The 16,748-nt window shown below is 58.7% G+C and carries 18 protein-coding genes and 1 pseudogene; 9 read left to right on the top strand and 10 right to left on the bottom strand.

All coding sequences use genetic code 11. The features are described from left to right. Positions 1–19 precede the first annotated feature (19 nt). From FPZ52_RS13075 to FPZ52_RS13055, 4 genes and pseudogenes are all read right to left on the bottom strand, one after another. Positions 20–1,018, bottom strand: coding sequence for a sugar-binding protein (locus FPZ52_RS13075; RefSeq protein WP_146366138.1), 999 nt, complete (start codon positions 1,016–1,018; stop codon positions 20–22). A 65-nt stretch (positions 1,019–1,083) separates the two neighbouring features. Further along, on the bottom strand, positions 1,084–1,872 hold the full coding sequence (locus tag FPZ52_RS13070; protein ID WP_338052820.1) for an ABC transporter permease: 789 nt from the start codon (positions 1,870–1,872) through the stop codon (positions 1,084–1,086). A 258-nt stretch (positions 1,873–2,130) separates the two neighbouring features. Beyond that, positions 2,131–2,872, bottom strand: a pseudogene (locus FPZ52_RS13065) (ATP-binding cassette domain-containing protein). 303 nt (positions 2,873–3,175) lie between these two features. Then, positions 3,176–4,363: a GAK system CofD-like protein gene (locus FPZ52_RS13055; RefSeq protein WP_146366029.1), complete on the bottom strand. Its 1,188-nt coding sequence runs from the start codon at positions 4,361–4,363 to the stop codon at positions 3,176–3,178. 66 nt (positions 4,364–4,429) lie between these two features. Here FPZ52_RS13055 and FPZ52_RS13050 point away from each other — a divergent pair, with 66 nt between their 5' ends. From FPZ52_RS13050 to FPZ52_RS13020, 7 genes are read left to right on the top strand one after another with little or no spacing between them, the layout of a single operon-like run. Continuing rightward, positions 4,430–4,888 carry an NUDIX domain-containing protein gene (locus FPZ52_RS13050; RefSeq protein WP_146366028.1) on the top strand — a complete coding sequence of 153 codons (459 nt, stop codon included), beginning with the start codon at positions 4,430–4,432 and terminating at the stop codon, positions 4,886–4,888. Continuing rightward, positions 4,881–6,518 carry a phosphotransferase gene (locus FPZ52_RS13045; protein WP_146366027.1) on the top strand — a complete coding sequence of 546 codons (1,638 nt, stop codon included), beginning with the start codon at positions 4,881–4,883 and terminating at the stop codon, positions 6,516–6,518. The genes FPZ52_RS13050 and FPZ52_RS13045 overlap by 8 nt, the downstream gene beginning before the upstream one ends. Then, on the top strand, positions 6,511–7,395 hold the full coding sequence (locus FPZ52_RS13040) for a GAK system ATP-grasp enzyme (RefSeq protein WP_146366026.1): 885 nt from the start codon (positions 6,511–6,513) through the stop codon (positions 7,393–7,395). Before FPZ52_RS13045 ends, FPZ52_RS13040 begins: the two co-directional genes overlap by 8 nt. After that, positions 7,392–8,468: an HprK-related kinase B gene (locus tag FPZ52_RS13035; RefSeq protein ID WP_146366025.1), complete on the top strand. Its 1,077-nt coding sequence runs from the start codon at positions 7,392–7,394 to the stop codon at positions 8,466–8,468. Before FPZ52_RS13040 ends, FPZ52_RS13035 begins: the two co-directional genes overlap by 4 nt. Next, positions 8,456–9,166 carry a histidine phosphatase family protein gene (locus tag FPZ52_RS13030; protein ID WP_240804452.1) on the top strand — a complete coding sequence of 237 codons (711 nt, stop codon included), beginning with the start codon at positions 8,456–8,458 and terminating at the stop codon, positions 9,164–9,166. The genes FPZ52_RS13035 and FPZ52_RS13030 overlap by 13 nt, the downstream gene beginning before the upstream one ends. Before the next feature lie 9 nt (positions 9,167–9,175). After that, positions 9,176–10,537: a metallophosphoesterase gene (locus tag FPZ52_RS13025; protein WP_240804451.1), complete on the top strand. Its 1,362-nt coding sequence runs from the start codon at positions 9,176–9,178 to the stop codon at positions 10,535–10,537. Further along, positions 10,534–10,800, top strand: coding sequence for an amphi-Trp domain-containing protein (locus FPZ52_RS13020; RefSeq protein WP_146366024.1), 267 nt, complete (start codon positions 10,534–10,536; stop codon positions 10,798–10,800). The genes FPZ52_RS13025 and FPZ52_RS13020 overlap by 4 nt, the downstream gene beginning before the upstream one ends. A gap of 359 nt (positions 10,801–11,159) precedes the next feature. On the opposite strand, the gene FPZ52_RS13015 is transcribed toward FPZ52_RS13020, so the two are convergent. Continuing rightward, a complete protein-coding gene (locus tag FPZ52_RS13015) occupies positions 11,160–11,480 on the bottom strand; it encodes an H-NS histone family protein (RefSeq protein ID WP_146366023.1) in 321 nt (106 codons plus the stop codon). A 220-nt stretch (positions 11,481–11,700) separates the two neighbouring features. On the opposite strand from FPZ52_RS13015, the gene FPZ52_RS13010 reads away from it, so the two are divergent. Beyond that, positions 11,701–12,603 (top strand): DMT family transporter, encoded by a 903-nt coding sequence (locus FPZ52_RS13010; protein WP_240804450.1) that lies wholly within the window; start codon positions 11,701–11,703, stop codon positions 12,601–12,603. A 311-nt stretch (positions 12,604–12,914) separates the two neighbouring features. Here FPZ52_RS13010 and FPZ52_RS13005 read toward each other — a convergent pair whose 3' ends face one another. Next, a complete protein-coding gene (locus FPZ52_RS13005; protein ID WP_240804328.1) occupies positions 12,915–13,493 on the bottom strand; it encodes an exopolysaccharide biosynthesis protein in 579 nt (192 codons plus the stop codon). Between the two features lie 271 nt (positions 13,494–13,764). Here FPZ52_RS13005 and FPZ52_RS13000 point away from each other — a divergent pair, with 271 nt between their 5' ends. Then, positions 13,765–14,193, top strand: coding sequence for a PACE efflux transporter (locus tag FPZ52_RS13000; RefSeq protein ID WP_146365001.1), 429 nt, complete (start codon positions 13,765–13,767; stop codon positions 14,191–14,193). Positions 14,194–14,229: 36 nt separating this feature from the next. Here FPZ52_RS13000 and gloA read toward each other — a convergent pair whose 3' ends face one another. The 4 genes from gloA to FPZ52_RS12985 are packed head-to-tail and all read right to left on the bottom strand — an operon-like array spanning position 14,230 to position 16,615. After that, the gene (gene gloA, locus FPZ52_RS12995; RefSeq protein WP_240804449.1) at positions 14,230–14,724 is read right to left on the bottom strand and encodes a lactoylglutathione lyase; all 495 of its coding nucleotides are present in this window, start codon (positions 14,722–14,724) and stop codon (positions 14,230–14,232) included. A gap of 58 nt (positions 14,725–14,782) precedes the next feature. Continuing rightward, positions 14,783–14,938, bottom strand: a complete 156-nt coding sequence (locus FPZ52_RS18965) for a hypothetical protein (protein WP_168201355.1) — start codon at positions 14,936–14,938, stop codon at positions 14,783–14,785. Positions 14,939–14,993: 55 nt separating this feature from the next. Then, complete coding sequence (locus tag FPZ52_RS12990; protein ID WP_146366022.1) at positions 14,994–15,635, bottom strand: glycosyltransferase family 32 protein; 642 nt, start codon at positions 15,633–15,635, stop codon at positions 14,994–14,996. Further along, the gene (locus FPZ52_RS12985) at positions 15,632–16,615 is read right to left on the bottom strand and encodes a glycosyltransferase family 8 protein (RefSeq protein ID WP_146366021.1); all 984 of its coding nucleotides are present in this window, start codon (positions 16,613–16,615) and stop codon (positions 15,632–15,634) included. The genes FPZ52_RS12990 and FPZ52_RS12985 overlap by 4 nt, the downstream gene beginning before the upstream one ends. Positions 16,616–16,748: the final 133 nt, after the last annotated feature.

The raw sequence follows: 16,748 nt of genomic DNA, 5'->3' as shown, positions 1-16,748 counted from the left end.
CGCGAGGATTGTAACGACCTTAGCTGTCTCCGCCGAGGCAGCTTTCGGCGTTGTCGTTCGTGCACACGTCCAGCCCGGTGTAGATCGGGTCTTCGACCTCATTGCCTTCGACCAGATCCTTCAGGATGAACATGGACCGGTACCCCATTTCATAGGGGCGCTGACCGACCTGTCCATTGGACAAACCATCCGCGAGCTGTTCCATCTGCATCGGTAGCGTATCTGCCACGATGATCGACATTTCGCCTGAGTCCATCTCCGCCTTATAGGGTTCGGCCGCCTGGCGATACGCGTTGTCGAACCATTGCGTGAACGCACCTGTCGACACGAAGGCCGTCAAATCGGGGTTCGCGGCGAGAATGTCCGTCATCCCCTGAACAGCCTTGTTCCCATCGTCATCCGTGATCAGGGGACAACCGGAAATTTCCGTCCAGCCGCCTTGCCCATCAAGGGGCGTGCCGGGGGCTTCGCCCATGTCTTCGCCGGCCAGCGTGTCGCGGATGCCCTTGAGACGCTCGTTGTGGTTTGCCGCAGCCGCGCCGCCCGTTTGGAGGCAGATCGTGCCCCCGTCCGGATGGCGTTCCTGCGTGATATTGGCGAGGTTCACGCCGATATCGTAATTCTTGGTTCCCACGAAGGTCGCGCGAATATCGGCATCTTCGGCCAACAGGTCGGCGTCCCATGTCATCACCGGGATACCCGCCTCGACCGCCTGTTGCAGTGCCTTGGCCATCGCCGGTGCGTTGGACGGCGAGACCGCGATCCCGTCCACCCCGCGTGAAATCAGGTCCTGCACGATCTGGATCTGCTCCATCTCGGTGTGTTCGCCCGGTCCGATATATTCGCAGGTGACGTCATCGAGTTCTTCCTGCGCCGCATAGCACCCATCGCGCGCCAGGTCGAAGAAAGGGTTGTTCATCGCCTTCGGCACCAATGCGAAGGTGTAGCCGTCCTGCGCCGATGCCATGGCGGGCATCGCGAGCGCGGCCAGCGTTGTCAAGGTCATTAGCTTTTTCATCATTTACCTCCCAGTTTGATGATTTGGGTCCGCGGCACTTGGCCTGCGCACCCGGTTGGTGCGGGTTATTTGTTCCCGCGGTTGCGGATCTGTTCCAACAGCACAGCGAGTATGAGAAACAGACCAACAAAGAACTGCTGCCAAAGGGCGTCAATACCCGCCAGCAACAGTGAGTTTCGAATGAGTTCCATCAGCGCGGCCCCGATCGGCGCGCCGAGCGCATAGACCACGCCGCCCATCAGATTGGCGCCGCCAATCACCGACGCCGCGATGACGTTCAACTCGTAGGTCAGGCCCAATGCGTTGGTGACGGACCCGAACCAGCCGACCATGAGAAACGCGGCCAATCCCGCACAGAGCGAGCTGATCATGTAGACTGACACAACCACCCGTTCGACCGGTATGCCCGACAGCTTGGCCGCATGCGCATTGCCCCCGATGGCAATCACCCAACGCCCCCATCTGGAATACCGCCAGACCCACCAGAAGACAGCCGTCAGGACGATCAGCACCCATACGGGGTTAGGCACGCCAAGGACGCTTTCCCCGCCAATCCATTCGAACAGATCCTGGTTGGGGCCGAATTCATATATCATCTTGTTGTTGGAAACGACCATCGCCATTGACCGGGCCATCGCCAACATGCCGAGCGTGACCACGAACGGGGCTAATCGGACATAGGCAATCAATACGCCATTTATGAATCCGACGAGGGCCGCGGTGCCCATGCAGGCCAGGAACCCGAACAGGATGTTCCCGCCCGCCTGCATCACCAGCCCGGCCATGATGCCGGTCAAGCCCATCAGCGAGCCCACGGACAGGTCGATCCCTGCCGTACAGATCACCGCCGACATTCCAAGCGCCATGATACCCGAAGAATGCGAAGTTGCGGGTGGAATTGAACAGGTTGCGTTCCGACAGGAAGACGTCGGACACGAACGACATCACCACTCCGATGGCAAGGATGGCGATGAAGACCCAGAAGGGTTGCGTTCGGACGATGCTCAGAAAACCCGAATGTTCCTGCCGGGACGTGATCTCGTCGTCGATCTCGGCATGGGATTTCGGTGGCGTCTGTGCGGTTTCGCTATGTGCGTCTTGCGGTGTCTCGGTCATGCGTGTTCGATCGCCCCGATGATCAGGCCCGTGACTTCCTCCGGGCTGGTTTCACTGATACGTTTGTCGGCCACCTTCTTGCCCCGCCTGAGCACGGCAACACGGTCGCAGACATCGAAAACGTCGGGCATCCTGTGGGATACGAGGATCACCGCATGCCCGGTGTCTTTCAGCCGCTTTGATCAGCGCGAGAACCTCGGCCACCTGGCGGACCGAGATCGCTGCGGTCGGTTCGTCCATCAGCACGAGCTTGGGGTCCGACAACCGCGTCCGCGCGATGGCAACCGCCTGACGCTGACCGCCCGACATCTGTTTGACAAGATCACGGGGGCGGGTTTCGGATTTCAACTCTCCGAACAATTCCCCGGCACCCTTGTACATCGCCTTGTGATCAAGATAGCTGATCGGACCAAATTTCTTGCGGATTTCCCGTCCCAGGAAAACATTCGCCGCTGCCGTCAGGTTGTCGCATAACGCAAGGTCCTGGTAGACAATCTCGATTCCGTTCTCCCTGGCATCAATCGGCTGCTGAAACTGGACCGGCGTTCCGTTGATCAGGATTTCTCCCTGTGTGGGTGGGAAGTTTCCCGCGATGACTTTCATCAACGTGGACTTTCCGGCCCCGTTGTCACCCATCAGACCGACCGCCTCGCCCGCCGCGATGCTCAGATCCACCCCCTGAAGCGCGTGGATGGCACCGAAGCTTTTCGTGATTCCCCTGAGTTCAAGTAAACTCACAGATATTCCTCCTCCCCTGTTGGCCGTTGTTGTTCGCCAATCTGGTCTGCAATTTTTGTTGCAGAATGCTCTTCGTGTCAATTATTTTTGCGTGAAGCTTTGTCAGGCTCGCTGAGGAGATGTCATTTATAGACAGTTCTTCTTGTGCAAAAGTTTTCGGCGGGGTCGCTGGGCTTTGGTTATCACCGACTGGACGTCGACCGTGTGGCCGCGAATGGCGACCAGCTATGACCGATGCCCCAAGGTCTTCTTTTCAGCCATCGCCGTCGCGGTAACCATCATATAGTGGTTATGAGTCCTGAGCTAGCTTAGCGAAACAAGGGCGTCGCAAAGCCGCTCGGGATCGTATTTTTCAGGACGGTCAGGGTGTATCAAATCGACATGGGCGGAAGCGATGCCGTGTCTGTTCCGGACTTCCGTCACCGCAGCCTTGGAGACAACATTCCTGTCGCAGAGCACCAGATTGACGAGCTCGTTATTTGGCTGTGTCGTCTTCAGATCCGATTTGAGCGCCTGCAATAGCGCCTCCACCTGATCAGCCAATGACATATCCAGGCATTCCGGATCGTGGCCCAGGCTAGGCACGTAGACTTTCGGCACTGCCCGCGAGGCGATGGTTGATCCGACCCGGAGAGGCAAGAGATTGGCAATAACGCTGGAATAGAGGCTGCCGGGTGGGTAGCAGATCAGATCCGCACGTTCGATCAGCCGGCGGTTGCGTTTTGGCAACCGGACGCCCTCTGCGGGGATTTCCCGCGTGCCGTCTGACAGGAACAGACGCCGGACCGGGCTGTGGATAGGCGCGACCTCCTTGCCGGTCAGATGACGCTGTCCGATGACAATACTGCCATCCTCCAGTTCCGCGCCGATGTGCAGGTTCATGTCTACAACCGCGCGGACGGTTCCCAGCACCGCTACCATCTTGGACATCAGAAACAGAACCGGTTCCAGCGCCTGGTCATTGGCAAAATAGCCGCCGGCCAGGATCAGGTTGCCGATGCTGGCTCCGCGCAGGTCCAGATCGCCGGGCATTCGATCGGCGAAGCTGCGGAGCTGCGTCAGGATCAGGCTGCGCATGGGTTGCGACACGGACCGCATCAAAGGGTGGGTACCGTCGATGATCGAACGAAACTCCGCGATAAGCTCCTTCTTTGGCGCGTCTTTCGGCAAGCGATGCGTGAACAATGCGTAAATGTCCGGCTGGCCCAACTCCGTTTCATCGGCGAGCGCCATCAACCGGCTACGCACGTCTCCAACGGCCGGCATACCGAACGCGTCGCGCAGCACTGCCGATGATCCTCCGCTGTCAAACGGGGTAATGAGATGTGCGGAGTTGTGGGTGTATTCCTTGAGCCGCCGCGAAACACTGTTCAAAGCGCTGCCACCTGAGAAGAACAATAGCCGCGGTCCCAGATTGGGCGAAGCCTTTGCCCGGGCAATGCGCAAGGCGTCGGGAATTTCGGCGTTTCGTACGACCCGCGCATTTGTCATGGCGTTTCCTTCACACTGTGATGGTTTCGTCATAAAGCTGTTTTTAACCGCCTATATGGATTTTCCATGACGATTTCGACCGAGTTTATCTTCCCCATCCGCCCGACTGCGCGCGCGGTCATCTGGCGCGACGGAAAAATTCTGGCGCAGGTCAAGCAACGCGGTTGTGGCAAACCTTACCTGACGCTGCCCGGTGGCAAACAGGAACCGGGCGAGAGTCTGGCCGACTGCGTGGCACGAGAATGTGCCGAGGAAGTCGGTGCGCCGGTCGAGGTGGGAGCACTGCTGCATCTGGCAGAGGTCTTCAAACCGAAGGAAGACGGCATGCGGCATCAGGTCGAGGCCTTGTTTGCCTGCACGATTGCCAAGGACTATTCTCCCCGGTTGGGCCCGGAGCCGGATGCCTCGCAAATCGATACGATATGGGCTTGCCCTGTTAACGATGCCGCGTGGTTCCGCCCCGCATATGCACCTTCGCTTGCAGACGAAGCGGCGCCGCTTTACCTGGGGGTTCTGGATGGCTAAGCCGCCGCGCGTTGTGCGCGAAAACCTTCAGTTCCTGTGTGCGGAGATCGACGGCCAGCTTTCCGGGGCGCGTTCATATTTTCAGGATCCCGATGCGGGTCGTGCGCAAAAGGTGATCCTTCGCGCGGGCTATGGCGACAACCTGCGGGCGCGGGTTCAAAGCGCCAGCCAACGGGCGCTGTCCGCAAAGGGGGCGACGGAAACCTCGCGCCTGCTTCTTGAAAACATGGATATGGTCGCGCGCAATCTGGATCTGATCAGCCGCCTAGCACGCCGCAGCCTAATTCATGCCGAAAAGGTAAACCGCACGGCGCTGTTGCGTCCAAGCGTATATCCGAAGATCGTCAAAGGTGTGGCCACCTGCGTGGCGGACATCATGCCCGCGATCGCATCGAGTGACAGCAAGCTTGCGCTCGGCATCGGGCAAAGCAAGGCGCAGCTCGACGATTTCTATGACCAGATGTTCCGCACTTACACCCGTGACATGCAGAAGTCACACCACACTGCGGACTTGGCAAATGCGCTGCTGGCGGTGAATGAAATCAGGCGGATGGGCGACGCGCTGCAAAGCATCGGCGAGGCGATCCTGTCGGTCAATATCGGCCAGTCGGTGCGTTTCGAGCGTTACTTCACCCTACGCAGTATCTTGTCTGCCACTGACACGTCCGACGATGCGCCGGATCTCGAACCGCTTGCTGAAACCCGGTCCGGCAGCGCAATTTCTGCGGTTCAATCCAAGGATGAAAAGGGCGAGACGCTGAACGCGGTATTCAAGGACGGCACGCTTAAAAAGGTCCGCGAAGAGCGGGCAGGGGTGAAAAGCTGGAATTCAATCTATCCCGGTCTTGCGCCGAAGATCCTGTCCTATGAAAAGCGGGGGCAGTCTGCGGCTTTGCTGATCGAGCACCTACCGGGTCAGACCTTTGAGCAGATCCTGCTGAACGAAAGCGATGCGCGGTTGCAGGAGGCGCAGAAGGCGCTGTCGAAAACCCTGCGTGACATCTGGAAAAGCACCCGCACGGATGAGCCCGCCAAGATGGCGTCGATGGATCAACTGGCCGGCCGAATGAAGGAGGTGCGTCGCATTCATCCAGATTTCGATCCGGTTCCGGTGACTGTCGGCGCAGTTGAACTGCCGGATTTCGACAGTCTTGTGGTCGAGGCCGCCAAGCGCGAGAAAGCGCTTCCCGCGCCGTTCTCGGTACACATTCACGGTGATTTCAACCTTGATAACGTGATTTACGATCATCTCGGCCGTAAGATCCGGTTCATCGATCTCCATAGGTCGCGGTATATGGATTACGTGCAAGACGTGTCGGTGTTCATGGTGTCCAATTACCGATTGCAGATTCAGGACGGGCCGGTACGGGAACGCATAGCGCAGGTGGTGATGGATTTTCACGCCACCGCCACGAAATTCGCGCGTAGCCAGAAAGACCAGACCTTCGAGTATCGTCTCGCGCTGGGGCTGGCGCGCAGCTTTGCAACGTCGACACGCTTCACGCTGGAGCGGTCGCATGCGCGGCGGATGTTCGTGCGCTCGCGTTTCCTGCTGGAACGCGTTCTTGAATGCCCACAGGGCAGGGAAGGGCGGTTCAAATTGCCGATAAAGGAGTTGTTCAGTGACTGATCTGAAGATCGGTGTGGTCGGCATCCCCGGCAAGTGGTCGACCGAGGCGCTTGCCGACGCGGTCGAGACGAAGACCGGTTTTCGGCTGGTGATCGACATGGGCCGGGTGACGCTGGACCTGGCTACCGGGGGGCTGCACTATGACGGGCACGATCTGTCGACATTCGATGCGCTCATCGTCAAGAAGATTTCCGAGATCTACAGCCCCCATGTTCTGGATCGGCTGGAGATGCTGCGCATGGCCGAGGCGCGCGGCGTACGTATTTATAGTCGCCCCGAGGCGATCATCCGCCTGATCGACCGGCTGGCCTGCACGGTGTCGCTGGCCGCCGCCGACGTGCCGATGCCAGAAACACGTATCACCGAGGACCCATCTGCCGCGCTTCAGGCCGCGCGGGATTTCGGAACGGCGGTGTTCAAGCCGCTCTACTCCACGAAAGCGCGGGGGATGACGCTGATTTCAGGCGAGGATGACAAGGCAGGCGAGGATATCGCCGCCTTCGCCGCCGAACATCCGGTTATGTACATTCAGCGCAAGATTGACCTGTCCGGGCAGGATTTGGGTATGGTGTTTCTGGGCGGCGAATACCTTTGCACCTATGCCCGCGTGAAGCAGGGCGATACGTGGAATACCGCGATCCACAGCGGGGGGAAGTACGAAGGGTTCGATCCGGACCCCGAACAGATCGAGCTTGCCCGCCGTGCGCAAGCCCCCTTCGGACTGACCTTCACGACGGTCGATGTAGCGTTGACGGACGAAGGGCCTGTCGTTTTCGAAGTCTCCGCCTTCGGCGGGTTCCGGGGCGTGCGAGATGGATGCGGGCTGGACGCCCCGGACCTGCTGACATCCCATATTCTAAAGGATCTGGGCGCATGAGGGTGGCGGATGTTCTGAACCGGCTCGATTTTTCGCCGCTGGACGGGGTCGCACCGATCTTCCTGTCGGTTGGGCACCTGCGTCTGGCGCTGGTTTGTGGCGAGGTTCTTCGGACGGAACTGGCCGAGTATTTTGCCAGCGCTGCGGCTGGACCGGGACCGGTAGATGCGACGGTCGAGGTTCTGGAGGGCCAGGCCCTGGAACCGCAACCCGACTGGATCGACTGGGCGCGAGAGCCGGGTAAATCGGGGCGCAAGGACGCGTATCGTGATCTGACAGGCGGGCGACTTGTCCACAAGGTTCGCACCGGTGTTACTTTCCTTCAGTCGCCCGAGCGGCTGGTGGCGTTCGGCCCCTGTTCGCGGCATCCCAACCAGATCATCAACTTCGTAAACACGCAGTTTCTGAACATCTGTCAGCGCGAGGGGTGGCAGATTTGCCATGCCGCAGCGATCACCGATTGCAATAAATCACTGGCCATTGCGGGTCTGTCGGGGGGCGGAAAATCTACCGCCGTACTGCGCATGATGGATATCGACGGGTTGTCCTATGTCAGTAACGACCGTCTGCTGGTCAGGGCGGGCAGCCCACCCGCCGCGCTTGGTATCCCGAAGCTGCCCAGGATCAATCCCGGCACGATCCTGACCAATCCGCGACTGTCGCCGATGTTGGATGCGACGCGGCAGGTCGAATTGGGCGCGCTGCCGCAACAGAACCTATGGGCGCTGGAAGAAAAGCATGACCTGCATATCGACCAGGTCTATGGTGAGGGGCGTATCCAATGGTCGGCTCCGCTGACGCATTTCTGGATTCTGAACTGGCATCATGGGGGGAATGATCCGGTCCAGGTCACGCCATGCGATCTGTCTGATCGGCCCGACCTGCTGAGCGCCATCATGAAAAGCGCGGGACCGTTTTATCAGAACCCTGATGGAACCTTCCTGAAAGACAGCGATCCGCTTGATCCCAAGGCATATCTCGCGGCGCTTGATGGCGTGGCGGTTTACGAGGTGTCCGGGACGGTCGATTTCGACGCGCTATCCGCGAAGGGCAGGGACCTTTGGCTGGGCTGATTGGGCATCATATCGCGCTGATCCGGCACGGAGCCTACCACCAACGAAAGGATACGCCGAGTGCATTGCAACCCTTTCCCCTGACTGCGGAAGGGGAAGCGCAAGCCGCCGAGTGCGGGGCAGAGATTGAACGCATTCTGCAGGAGCAGGGTCTGACACTCGATCCGGTGCTTCATTCGTCCTGCCAGCTTCGCGCGTGGCAAACAGCCCTGATCGCCGGGGAGGTTTTGAAGCGCGCGGGTCATGACGTTCATGAAGTCCGGCAGACGCCGCGATTGTCTGAAAGGTCGCTGGGAAGCGCAGCCAACCTGACGGTGCGGGAAATCGAAGCTGTGCTGGACCAGGATCCGCGCTTCGAAGCCCCGCCAATGGGATGGAAATCGGACAGCGATTACTGCCTGCCGCTTCAGGGTGCGGAAAGCCTGATGATGGCGGGTGAACGAGTGCGCGGGTACTTGTCCGAGACCATGGTTGAGAAAGTGAGGGTACCACCTGGAACCGTCACGCTGTTCTTTGGGCATGGTGCCTCCTTCCGCCATGCCGCGCATCTGATGGGTGTCCTGAGCCGAGCGGAAATTGCGCAATACAGCATGTATCACGCGCGACCGTTACGTCTGTGTTACACTGGCGGCGATAAATGGGTTCGCTGCGGCGGGGCATGGAAACCGCGGCGGCGCGAAGAACCTGTTCTGGACTAAGGAAAGACCTTGAGCGACCTGAGCCAAGCAACTGCTGCCCGTTCGATAGAACTCCCTCCGATCTTCGATAATAGCGATCTCGTCCGGTCGGTTCCGCGCGAATGCGAGGTCTGGCCGCTGGCCTCGGAACACTCCGGCCCCGGATCGTTCGCGGCTTTGCGGGAAATAGAGAACGTATTATCTCATACCTATGCGGTTGGCCCGTGGCAGTGGCCTGACCGCCCGATTGTCTTTCTGTCGGACACGCATGCCGACTACATGGGGTTTCTGCGGTCCCTTGCGGCAGCGGGCGTTGTGCGCCGGGTGGGCAGCGGGCCGACAGATTTCCGACTGACCAGCTTCGGGGTCAACACGCGCATCATCGTCGGAGGAGATTGCCTGGACAAAGGTCCGAGCAATCTGGATATGCTCGATTCTCTGGCCGCTTTGATGCGGAGCGGTGCGGATGTCACTTTACTGGCGGGTAATCACGATCTTCGTATGCGGTTGATCGCCTTGTCGCTTGCGCAGGAGAAAACGCCGCTGACCGCGCATCTGTTCGCGCGGATGGGTCGTAAAGTATTTCCTCTGCTGCACGAAATCTGGATTCGGTTTGTTGGTCACGGTGGCATGGATCTTGGAAAGCTGACCGACGAGGAATGCCGCCAGCGGCTGCTTCCGGACGAAGACTGGTTCGTGCAGTTTCCAGTAGCCGCGAAGGGGCTGCTATCGGACGCCGCCATCCGGAAAGAAATGTTGAAGCTACGGAAAAAGCTCTCGACGATCGAGACGGATCTCGCGGAAGCAGAGTTGAACTTTCGCACTGCTTATGCAGCCGCAAGCCATTGCCAGCATTTGTTTTTCAGGTCAAACGGCGCGTATTCATGGTTCTTTGAGAAGATGGACGCAGTCGCGCGCGCCGGATCTCTTCTTTTCGTCCATGCCGGGATCGATGACGAGATGTGCGATCTGTTATCGAAGGGAGGCCTGACGGCGGTAAACCGGCGTTTTCGCGACGGGGCGCATCTGCATCCGCTTGCGTTCTATTTCGGGTCGGCCGCCAATTTGACGCGGACCAAGTATCGCACCACCGATAAGCAACTGACGGCCTCGGGTGCGCAGATGCTGCATGATCTTGGTGTCAAAATGATTGTTCAGGGCCATGTAAACAACAGCTCCGGGCAGCGTTTGCTGGTGAAAAAAGGAGTTCTGCACCTGGAAGGTGACATCACGCTTGATCGTACTTCTCGCAAAAGACAGGGGCTGCAGGGCGCGGGCGCGGGTGCAACATTGATTTTCCCAAGTGGGGATGTCATCGGACTAAGTGCGGATTACCCCAAAGCGAAGCACTTCAATCCGGACCACGCGCTGAAAGGGACCCAGATCCTATGAAAGCTGACGCCAAGTTCCGCCATAATTCCCTTCAGGATCGCAAGACGATCCGTACGCTGCTGAAGGCGGTTACTGCGGGCATAGGCAAAGGTGAATTGTCTCTCAAAGACGGCAATGGCGAGATCGTTCTGGAGCCGGACGGCCTGCTGAATCTTCGCATTCGCGCAGATCGCGTGGAGGGGAGTTGCAGGCTGGACCTACGGATCACTTGGAATGACGATCTGGCAGAGCCCGAAGCGAAGGCGCCGCCGAAAGTGGGTTAAGCCGAGATACCTGAGCCCGTTCGTTGCGCGTTGGAGCATTGTTTGACGGCCACTAGTCATGCGTGGCGAGCGCACGATGTCTGTGTGACACCCGCCGCGGCAAGGACCTACTGGCCGAGAACTAGTTCTTCGAGAGACTTCGTCGAAGCAGGAGTGCGGGAGTGCCCGACCAGTCTCGTAGTTCAAGGTTAAGGCACGAAAGACGGGACACGCCATCACCTAGCTTACCGTGCCGGCCGGCATATCCGTCCGCGTCCTGCAGATGTATCCGGTTGAGCCATTCAGCAGCAGCATTCACCGATCAGCCACTGACCTTTCATCTGGTCGCGCCCGAAGTCCGGTTGGTGTTGCGGACGCGCTTACACTGAAAAGTCTTTCAGTGCTTTTCCCGCACTCAGCTCTTTGGTAAGCCAAACGGGCTTCCGGCCACGCCCGGCCCAGGTCAACGATGGATCTTCAGGGTGGCGATACTTCACTTCTGCGGTTCCTTTTGCCGGAGCTGCCATCAGCTTCTTAACGACGTCATCCCATGAAACACCGAGAATCTTGGCTTTATCCTTGGCCGCTTCGATAACAGCATCTAGATCACGGTTTTTGGCTTCTAGCATCGCTTTTTGCGCGTTTTTCTGCAGCTCTTCCAGCTCAGCATAGGAAAGCTTGTTAAGATCAATCTTTGTCATCGTGTTCCTCAATTCAATACATCCAAATACTGCATATCAAGAATGAACCTCTATAGAAAATCATTCCTATTACGCAATGGAAAATATCATGGAATCTCTGAAAGCATAATTGAAAAGATGATTTTTTCCTGATTGCTTTTTCCAACGCCTAGCGCAGACGATTGACGATCGAAGTTGTCCACACTAGGCCGTTGTTAAAATGGTAAAGGAAATTGAAGCCTTGGAATATCCGACAGCCGCAAGCAACCACCGCAGCGGGATGGTTGCCATGTGTGCCGCGATGGCGATGCTACCCGTTGGCGATGCGCTTTCCAAACTGCTCACGGATGTCGCGACGCCTTTTGACGTAACCGTATGGCGCACCGTTGCGCAGGCGCTGTTTTTCATTCCCGTTGCTGTTATTTTGCGTCGGCAACTTTCAGGATCTATGCTGTCTTGGCCCGCATTGGCATCTGGCGCTTTGGTCGTGACCACATTGTTCTGCCTGATTTCGGCATTCCAGAAGATGCCTATAGCTACCGCCATTGCGATCTTTTTTATTGAGCCACTTCTGCTGACCATTCTGTCCGGGCCGCTATTGGGAGAACGTGTGGGACCGCGTCGTTATATGGCGGTTGCAATCGGGCTCGTTGGTGCGTTGATCGTAATCCGCCCCAACTTCGCGGTATTTGGTCCGGTCGCTTTGTTTCCTGCGCTCGCAGCATTGGCGTATGCGTTGAACATGATTGTCGTGCGCAAAGCGACCCGAACGAGATCCGCTGTATCCTTCCAGCTTGGCGCGACGTTTTGTGCAGCGACCCTGCTTCTCGTCATTCAGGGCGCGGTCATCGCGTCAGGCCATGATCACACACCCGTTGCGTCCATTCCAAGCTGGGCCGTATGGGCCGTTCTGGGTGCCGGCGCGCTGGCTGCGATCACCTTTCTGACCCTGACCTATGCCTTCAGCAAAGCAGAAGCCAGCCTTCTGGCACCGCTGCAATATCTTGAGATCGTGGGCGCAACGGTTGTCGGGTTTCTGGTCTTTGGTGATTTTCCGGATGCCGTAACTTGGCTTGGCACTGCCATCATTCTGGTGTCGGGCATTTATGTCTTCCATCGTGAACGCGCCATAAGCAACGTCTGAAGGCCAGATAAAGCGGTGGTGGTCCTGTCATTTGCGCCACATCGTCAGGGGGGCGTCCGGGTGGTTGATTTCCTGCTATGCGCTGTGGCCAAAGCTGGTTTGCATAACTGTGCGTTGTTCTGCGGTGCGGCGAATGGCAGATAAGGGACAACGGCGCAGCGATGCGCCACATCGTTTCCTAAGGCTCTCCTCCTCCCTGAGCCTTGGAAATACGCGGCGGCCCCTTCCTCCTCCCTGGGGTCGCCGCCTTTATTTTCCAGGCAGCTGAACCCTTCGAGAAACGCTCCCTTTCGGGTGCGCGTTCTGTGCGGCTACCGGATCAACCCTTCGGCACCGCTGGCAAAAGACAGGATCAGGATCAGCGTCAGCAGCACCGCGATGGTGCCCGATACCAGGCCGAGGATGACGACCAGCCCGTCGCGCTCGATCAGCCCGACGCCCACGATGAACAGCGAAATCGCCGGGAACCAGCCGCTCAGCGGCACGGGCAGGAACAGCGCGACGCTGATGATGAACAGCATGATGCCGAGGGGTTGTTCCAGCCTGGCCGAGAACATGCGACCGTAACGGGGCGACAGGATGCGTTCCAGCCGGCGGGTGATGGGACGCAGGCGCAGCAGCGTGCGGCGCAGGGTGTCATGCTTGATCCGGATCCGCGCCAAACGGCCGGGCAGGCGCACATAGTGAAATCCCAGCGCCATCTGGATGGTGGCCAGCAGCGCGGGCAGCCCGGTGATCAGCGAAGACCCGGGCGGCAGGGGCAGCAGCGTCAGCAGCGAGAACAGAACGATCGCCCAGCCGAAGGACCGCTCCCCCAATGCCGCAAGCAGATTGCCCACGGTCAGGGTGCCGGTCCCGTTCAGGTCCGCGGCAATACGGATGATCGGCATCGAAAGCGAAGGCCGCCTTCCGGGGGGCTGCCGATCTGTCATTGAAAACTCCGTTTTGAGCATCGCATATCACGCCTGACGGGGCGCATTTCAATGCGTCCTGGCCGAAAGATGCCGCTTTTGCCGGTTTATACGCATCTTGTCGAGGCGTCGAGGCGGCCCAAACACCTTGAACCCCGCACCCAAACGACTACCTTGCCTGAAAGAGAGGACGACCTCCCCCGATGCGGGATCGATGTTCGGGACGACCCGAGAGACATTGGGGATTGCCATGCGCAAGACAAAAGACCGGATCCGTCACGCCATTTCTTTCGAGATCATCGGATTGCTGATCGTCACGCCGATGGGGGCCTGGATCTTCGGGACCCCCATGCACGAGATAGGCGTGGTCGCCGTGGTCAGCGCGACGATCGCGACGGCATGGAACTACATCTACAATCTGGGCTTCGACCACGCGATGTTGCGGCTGCGCGGAGATGTGCGCAAGACACCCGCCATCCGGGTCGGCCACGCGCTGGTCTTCGAGATCGGCCTGCTTCTGGTGCTGCTGCCCTTCATCGCCTGGTATCTGCAGATCCCGCTGATCGAAGCGCTTCTGATGGATGCGTCCTTCGCGTTCTTCTACCTGATCTACGCCTTCGTCTTTAACTGGGCCTATGACGTGCTGTTCCCGATCCCACAGGCAGGCGCGGCCAACTGATCGCAAGGGGCGGGCCGCAGACCCGCCCGTCCGACATCACACCACCCGATGCGCACCAACAAGCGCCCGCATACGCCCCGGCGCAACAAGCTCGATCCAGTAACCGTCAGGGTCTTCGAAAAACACGATGTCTTTCATCCCGCCTTCGCCCAGCCGCTTGCGGAAGGTCACGCCATTTGCGTCGAGATGCGCGCAAGCGGCCTCGATGTCAGGCACGCTGAGGCAGATATGGCCGTAGCCTTTGGGCTCTTCATTCCCGCTCGAGGTCCTGAAGCCGGGATCATTCTCGCTGCCCCAGTTATGGACCAATTCCAACAAGCCGGGGCGCGAAAAGACCTCTTCGACCGTTACATCTGCTGGTGGCTCATTCGCCGCAGCATCGAGGAAATACAACGAAAACTTGGCTTCCTCGAAATCAAACCGCGCGATCAGCTTCATGCCAATCACATCGCGATAGAATTCCAGCGAGCGTTCCGGATCTTTGACCCGTATCATGGTATGCGTCAGGCCGAATTGAGGCGTGGTGGTCACGGTCAGTCTCCGTTGAATGGAATGTGCAGCCCGTGCATGTCGCAGAAAGTCGGGATTGTCAGCCCGTTTCGCCGGTCAGCGCCCGAGCAATTTCGACCTGACGCTCGGCCGGGATGGATTTCTTAAACCGGAACTTCTGAACCGGGGCGCGCATACGGGCTGCTTCGAAATCACCCAGCGCTGCCTGGGGGTTGGCTTTCAGGTGCCATGCCATCCATTGTGCCGCCAAAGGCTCCAGCTTCGGGGTCTGCGCCCACGCCTCGCCAAAGTCAGGATCGGCTTCCGTTAGATAGCCGAACAGATACTGAAACCAGAAGTAAGGAAAGACATGTCGCCAGCGACGGGGTCCGTGTGGTCGCACATAGTTGTTCGGATCGGCTGGAGGATCGAGCAACCCCAGCCTCCGACAGTTTCAACTGACGGACCGGAACACGGCCTGTGTCCAAACCGCTCCACGCCACGTCGATCAGCGTTTTCCTCTCGGGCGTCCAGTAGTCCGCCGCAGCGGCGCAAAAGCGGGACAGGATCGCATGGCCCGGTGTGGAGGCTAGAAACCAGTTTTCCATCGCCCGCCCTTCTTGCCAGCCACCAACGGCGCTGAAGCCAAAGGCGTTCATATCACCGAACCAATCATCAAGCGGTTGGATGGGAACAAGGCTCGCATCGGCCCAAATACCGCCTTCGCTGTTGAGCAGTGACGCGCGGAATATGTCGGCAGCGGCCTGGGGTGGAAGATGCGCGACCGGCACCGGAAAACGGGCAAGCTGCCTTTCCACGCTGGACGCATCATGCAGCACGACGTCGTGGTTCGGGTTCAGCTTGCCCCATCCTTCGGCGCAGACCCTGGCTAGGTCCGGCGCATTTTGCCAACCTTGCAACCAGAGCATGTGAATGCGACGCGGGATGTTCATGTGCCCGTCTTTGCCAACATGGTCGCATGTTTGGGGTTCCAGCCAGACCTGCGACGCAGGCCCAACCTCTCCTGAAGCGGGCACCAGTCGCGCGATCGTTTGACTTCAATCGGAGGCATTTTCAACAAGTCTATCTGCTCACGTACAGCGGCAGGCATCTGCGCGAACAACTCCTGATAGCGATCGCGGTAGACTTGCGGGCAACGACGATCACGCGAATCCCATGGATAGATGCGACCAGCAAAATGCGCGATGGCGGGCTGCATATTCGTATAGATCCAGCTCGTGCCCTTGGTAAAGTTCCAACGCGGGTGCAGCCGATGGTAGGCCTGACCGAAAACAAGGTTCATAACATCCTGATCCGGCAAACTCAGAACAGGGCCGTCGGGACTGAGCAGTTTCATTATCCGCGCCGTGATTTTCTCGCGTAGCCAGAAATCAGCATTGATAACACAAACGCCATTGTTGAAATAGCTGGGGGGCGTCGCGATGGGATTGTCAGTATAGACCCTGCGCGATGCACCCGCGCCAGATTCCACTGCCGCCAGTGTTTGGGGTTTGATTGCGGCCAACTCCGCAAGATCGCCGTGGATCAGAGTGTCACCGTCCAGATAGATCAGTGTCTCAAATTCCGTCAGCAGATCGGGTGCCGCCAGACGTCCATACGCTGCCGGGGAGATGCTTTCGCGCGGCGTGGCAAGACGAGACAAATCTATCGAACCGGCCGACAGATCGAGCGGGCGCGTTTGAGCATCCAGTCCCCGGTCCCGCAAAAAGTCGTTCGCCGCATGCGCGACATCGGCCGAGACATCCACAAGCAACAACACGACCGGAACTTTCCTTCCGAGCCTTTCTGCCGCACTCGCCGCAGAGGCCAATGACAGCGGAAGGTACCTTGAGTCGGCTACATAGAAAACGGCCGTGGATCCGAGTGCTTCGTACGACTGCAGCCTTAAAGTCTCTATGGCGCCTGGATCCATCACGTTGCTCCGATGCTGGTGCAGCCAGCGGCGGCTGTCAAAGACGGTCTAAACAAAAGGTATGCCAATGACAAAGGGGACCGCGCAATCGTTGCGCGCGGTGTCCTGGTCTCAAAGTACGTTCTGTCTGTTG

The sequence above is a fragment of the Qingshengfaniella alkalisoli genome (assembly GCF_007855645.1).
Classification (GTDB): Bacteria; Pseudomonadota; Alphaproteobacteria; order Rhodobacterales; family Rhodobacteraceae; genus Qingshengfaniella; species Qingshengfaniella alkalisoli.
This window is presented reverse-complemented; position numbering and strand designations above follow the sequence as displayed.

Bases quoted from the DNA above. Each gene is read 5' to 3' on its own strand.
- FPZ52_RS13075 (WP_146366138.1), bottom strand. From the start codon at position 1,018: ATGAAAAAGCTAATGACCTTGACAACGCTGGCCGCGCTCGCGATGCCC.
- FPZ52_RS13070 (WP_338052820.1), bottom strand. From the start codon at position 1,872: ATGTCGGCGGTGATCTGTACGGCAGGGATCGACCTGTCCGTGGGCTCG.
- FPZ52_RS13055 (WP_146366029.1), bottom strand. From the start codon at position 4,363: ATGACAAATGCGCGGGTCGTACGAAACGCCGAAATTCCCGACGCCTTG.
- FPZ52_RS13050 (WP_146366028.1), top strand. From the start codon at position 4,430: ATGACGATTTCGACCGAGTTTATCTTCCCCATCCGCCCGACTGCGCGC.
- FPZ52_RS13045 (WP_146366027.1), top strand. From the start codon at position 4,881: ATGGCTAAGCCGCCGCGCGTTGTGCGCGAAAACCTTCAGTTCCTGTGT.
- FPZ52_RS13035 (WP_146366025.1), top strand. From the start codon at position 7,392: ATGAGGGTGGCGGATGTTCTGAACCGGCTCGATTTTTCGCCGCTGGAC.
- FPZ52_RS13020 (WP_146366024.1), top strand. From the start codon at position 10,534: ATGAAAGCTGACGCCAAGTTCCGCCATAATTCCCTTCAGGATCGCAAG.
- FPZ52_RS13015 (WP_146366023.1), bottom strand. From the start codon at position 11,480: ATGACAAAGATTGATCTTAACAAGCTTTCCTATGCTGAGCTGGAAGAG.
- FPZ52_RS13005 (WP_240804328.1), bottom strand. From the start codon at position 13,493: ATGCCGATCATCCGTATTGCCGCGGACCTGAACGGGACCGGCACCCTG.
- FPZ52_RS13000 (WP_146365001.1), top strand. From the start codon at position 13,765: ATGCGCAAGACAAAAGACCGGATCCGTCACGCCATTTCTTTCGAGATC.
- FPZ52_RS18965 (WP_168201355.1), bottom strand. From the start codon at position 14,938: ATGGCATGGCACCTGAAAGCCAACCCCCAGGCAGCGCTGGGTGATTTC.
- FPZ52_RS12990 (WP_146366022.1), bottom strand. From the start codon at position 15,635: ATGAACATCCCGCGTCGCATTCACATGCTCTGGTTGCAAGGTTGGCAA.
- FPZ52_RS12985 (WP_146366021.1), bottom strand. From the start codon at position 16,615: ATGGATCCAGGCGCCATAGAGACTTTAAGGCTGCAGTCGTACGAAGCA.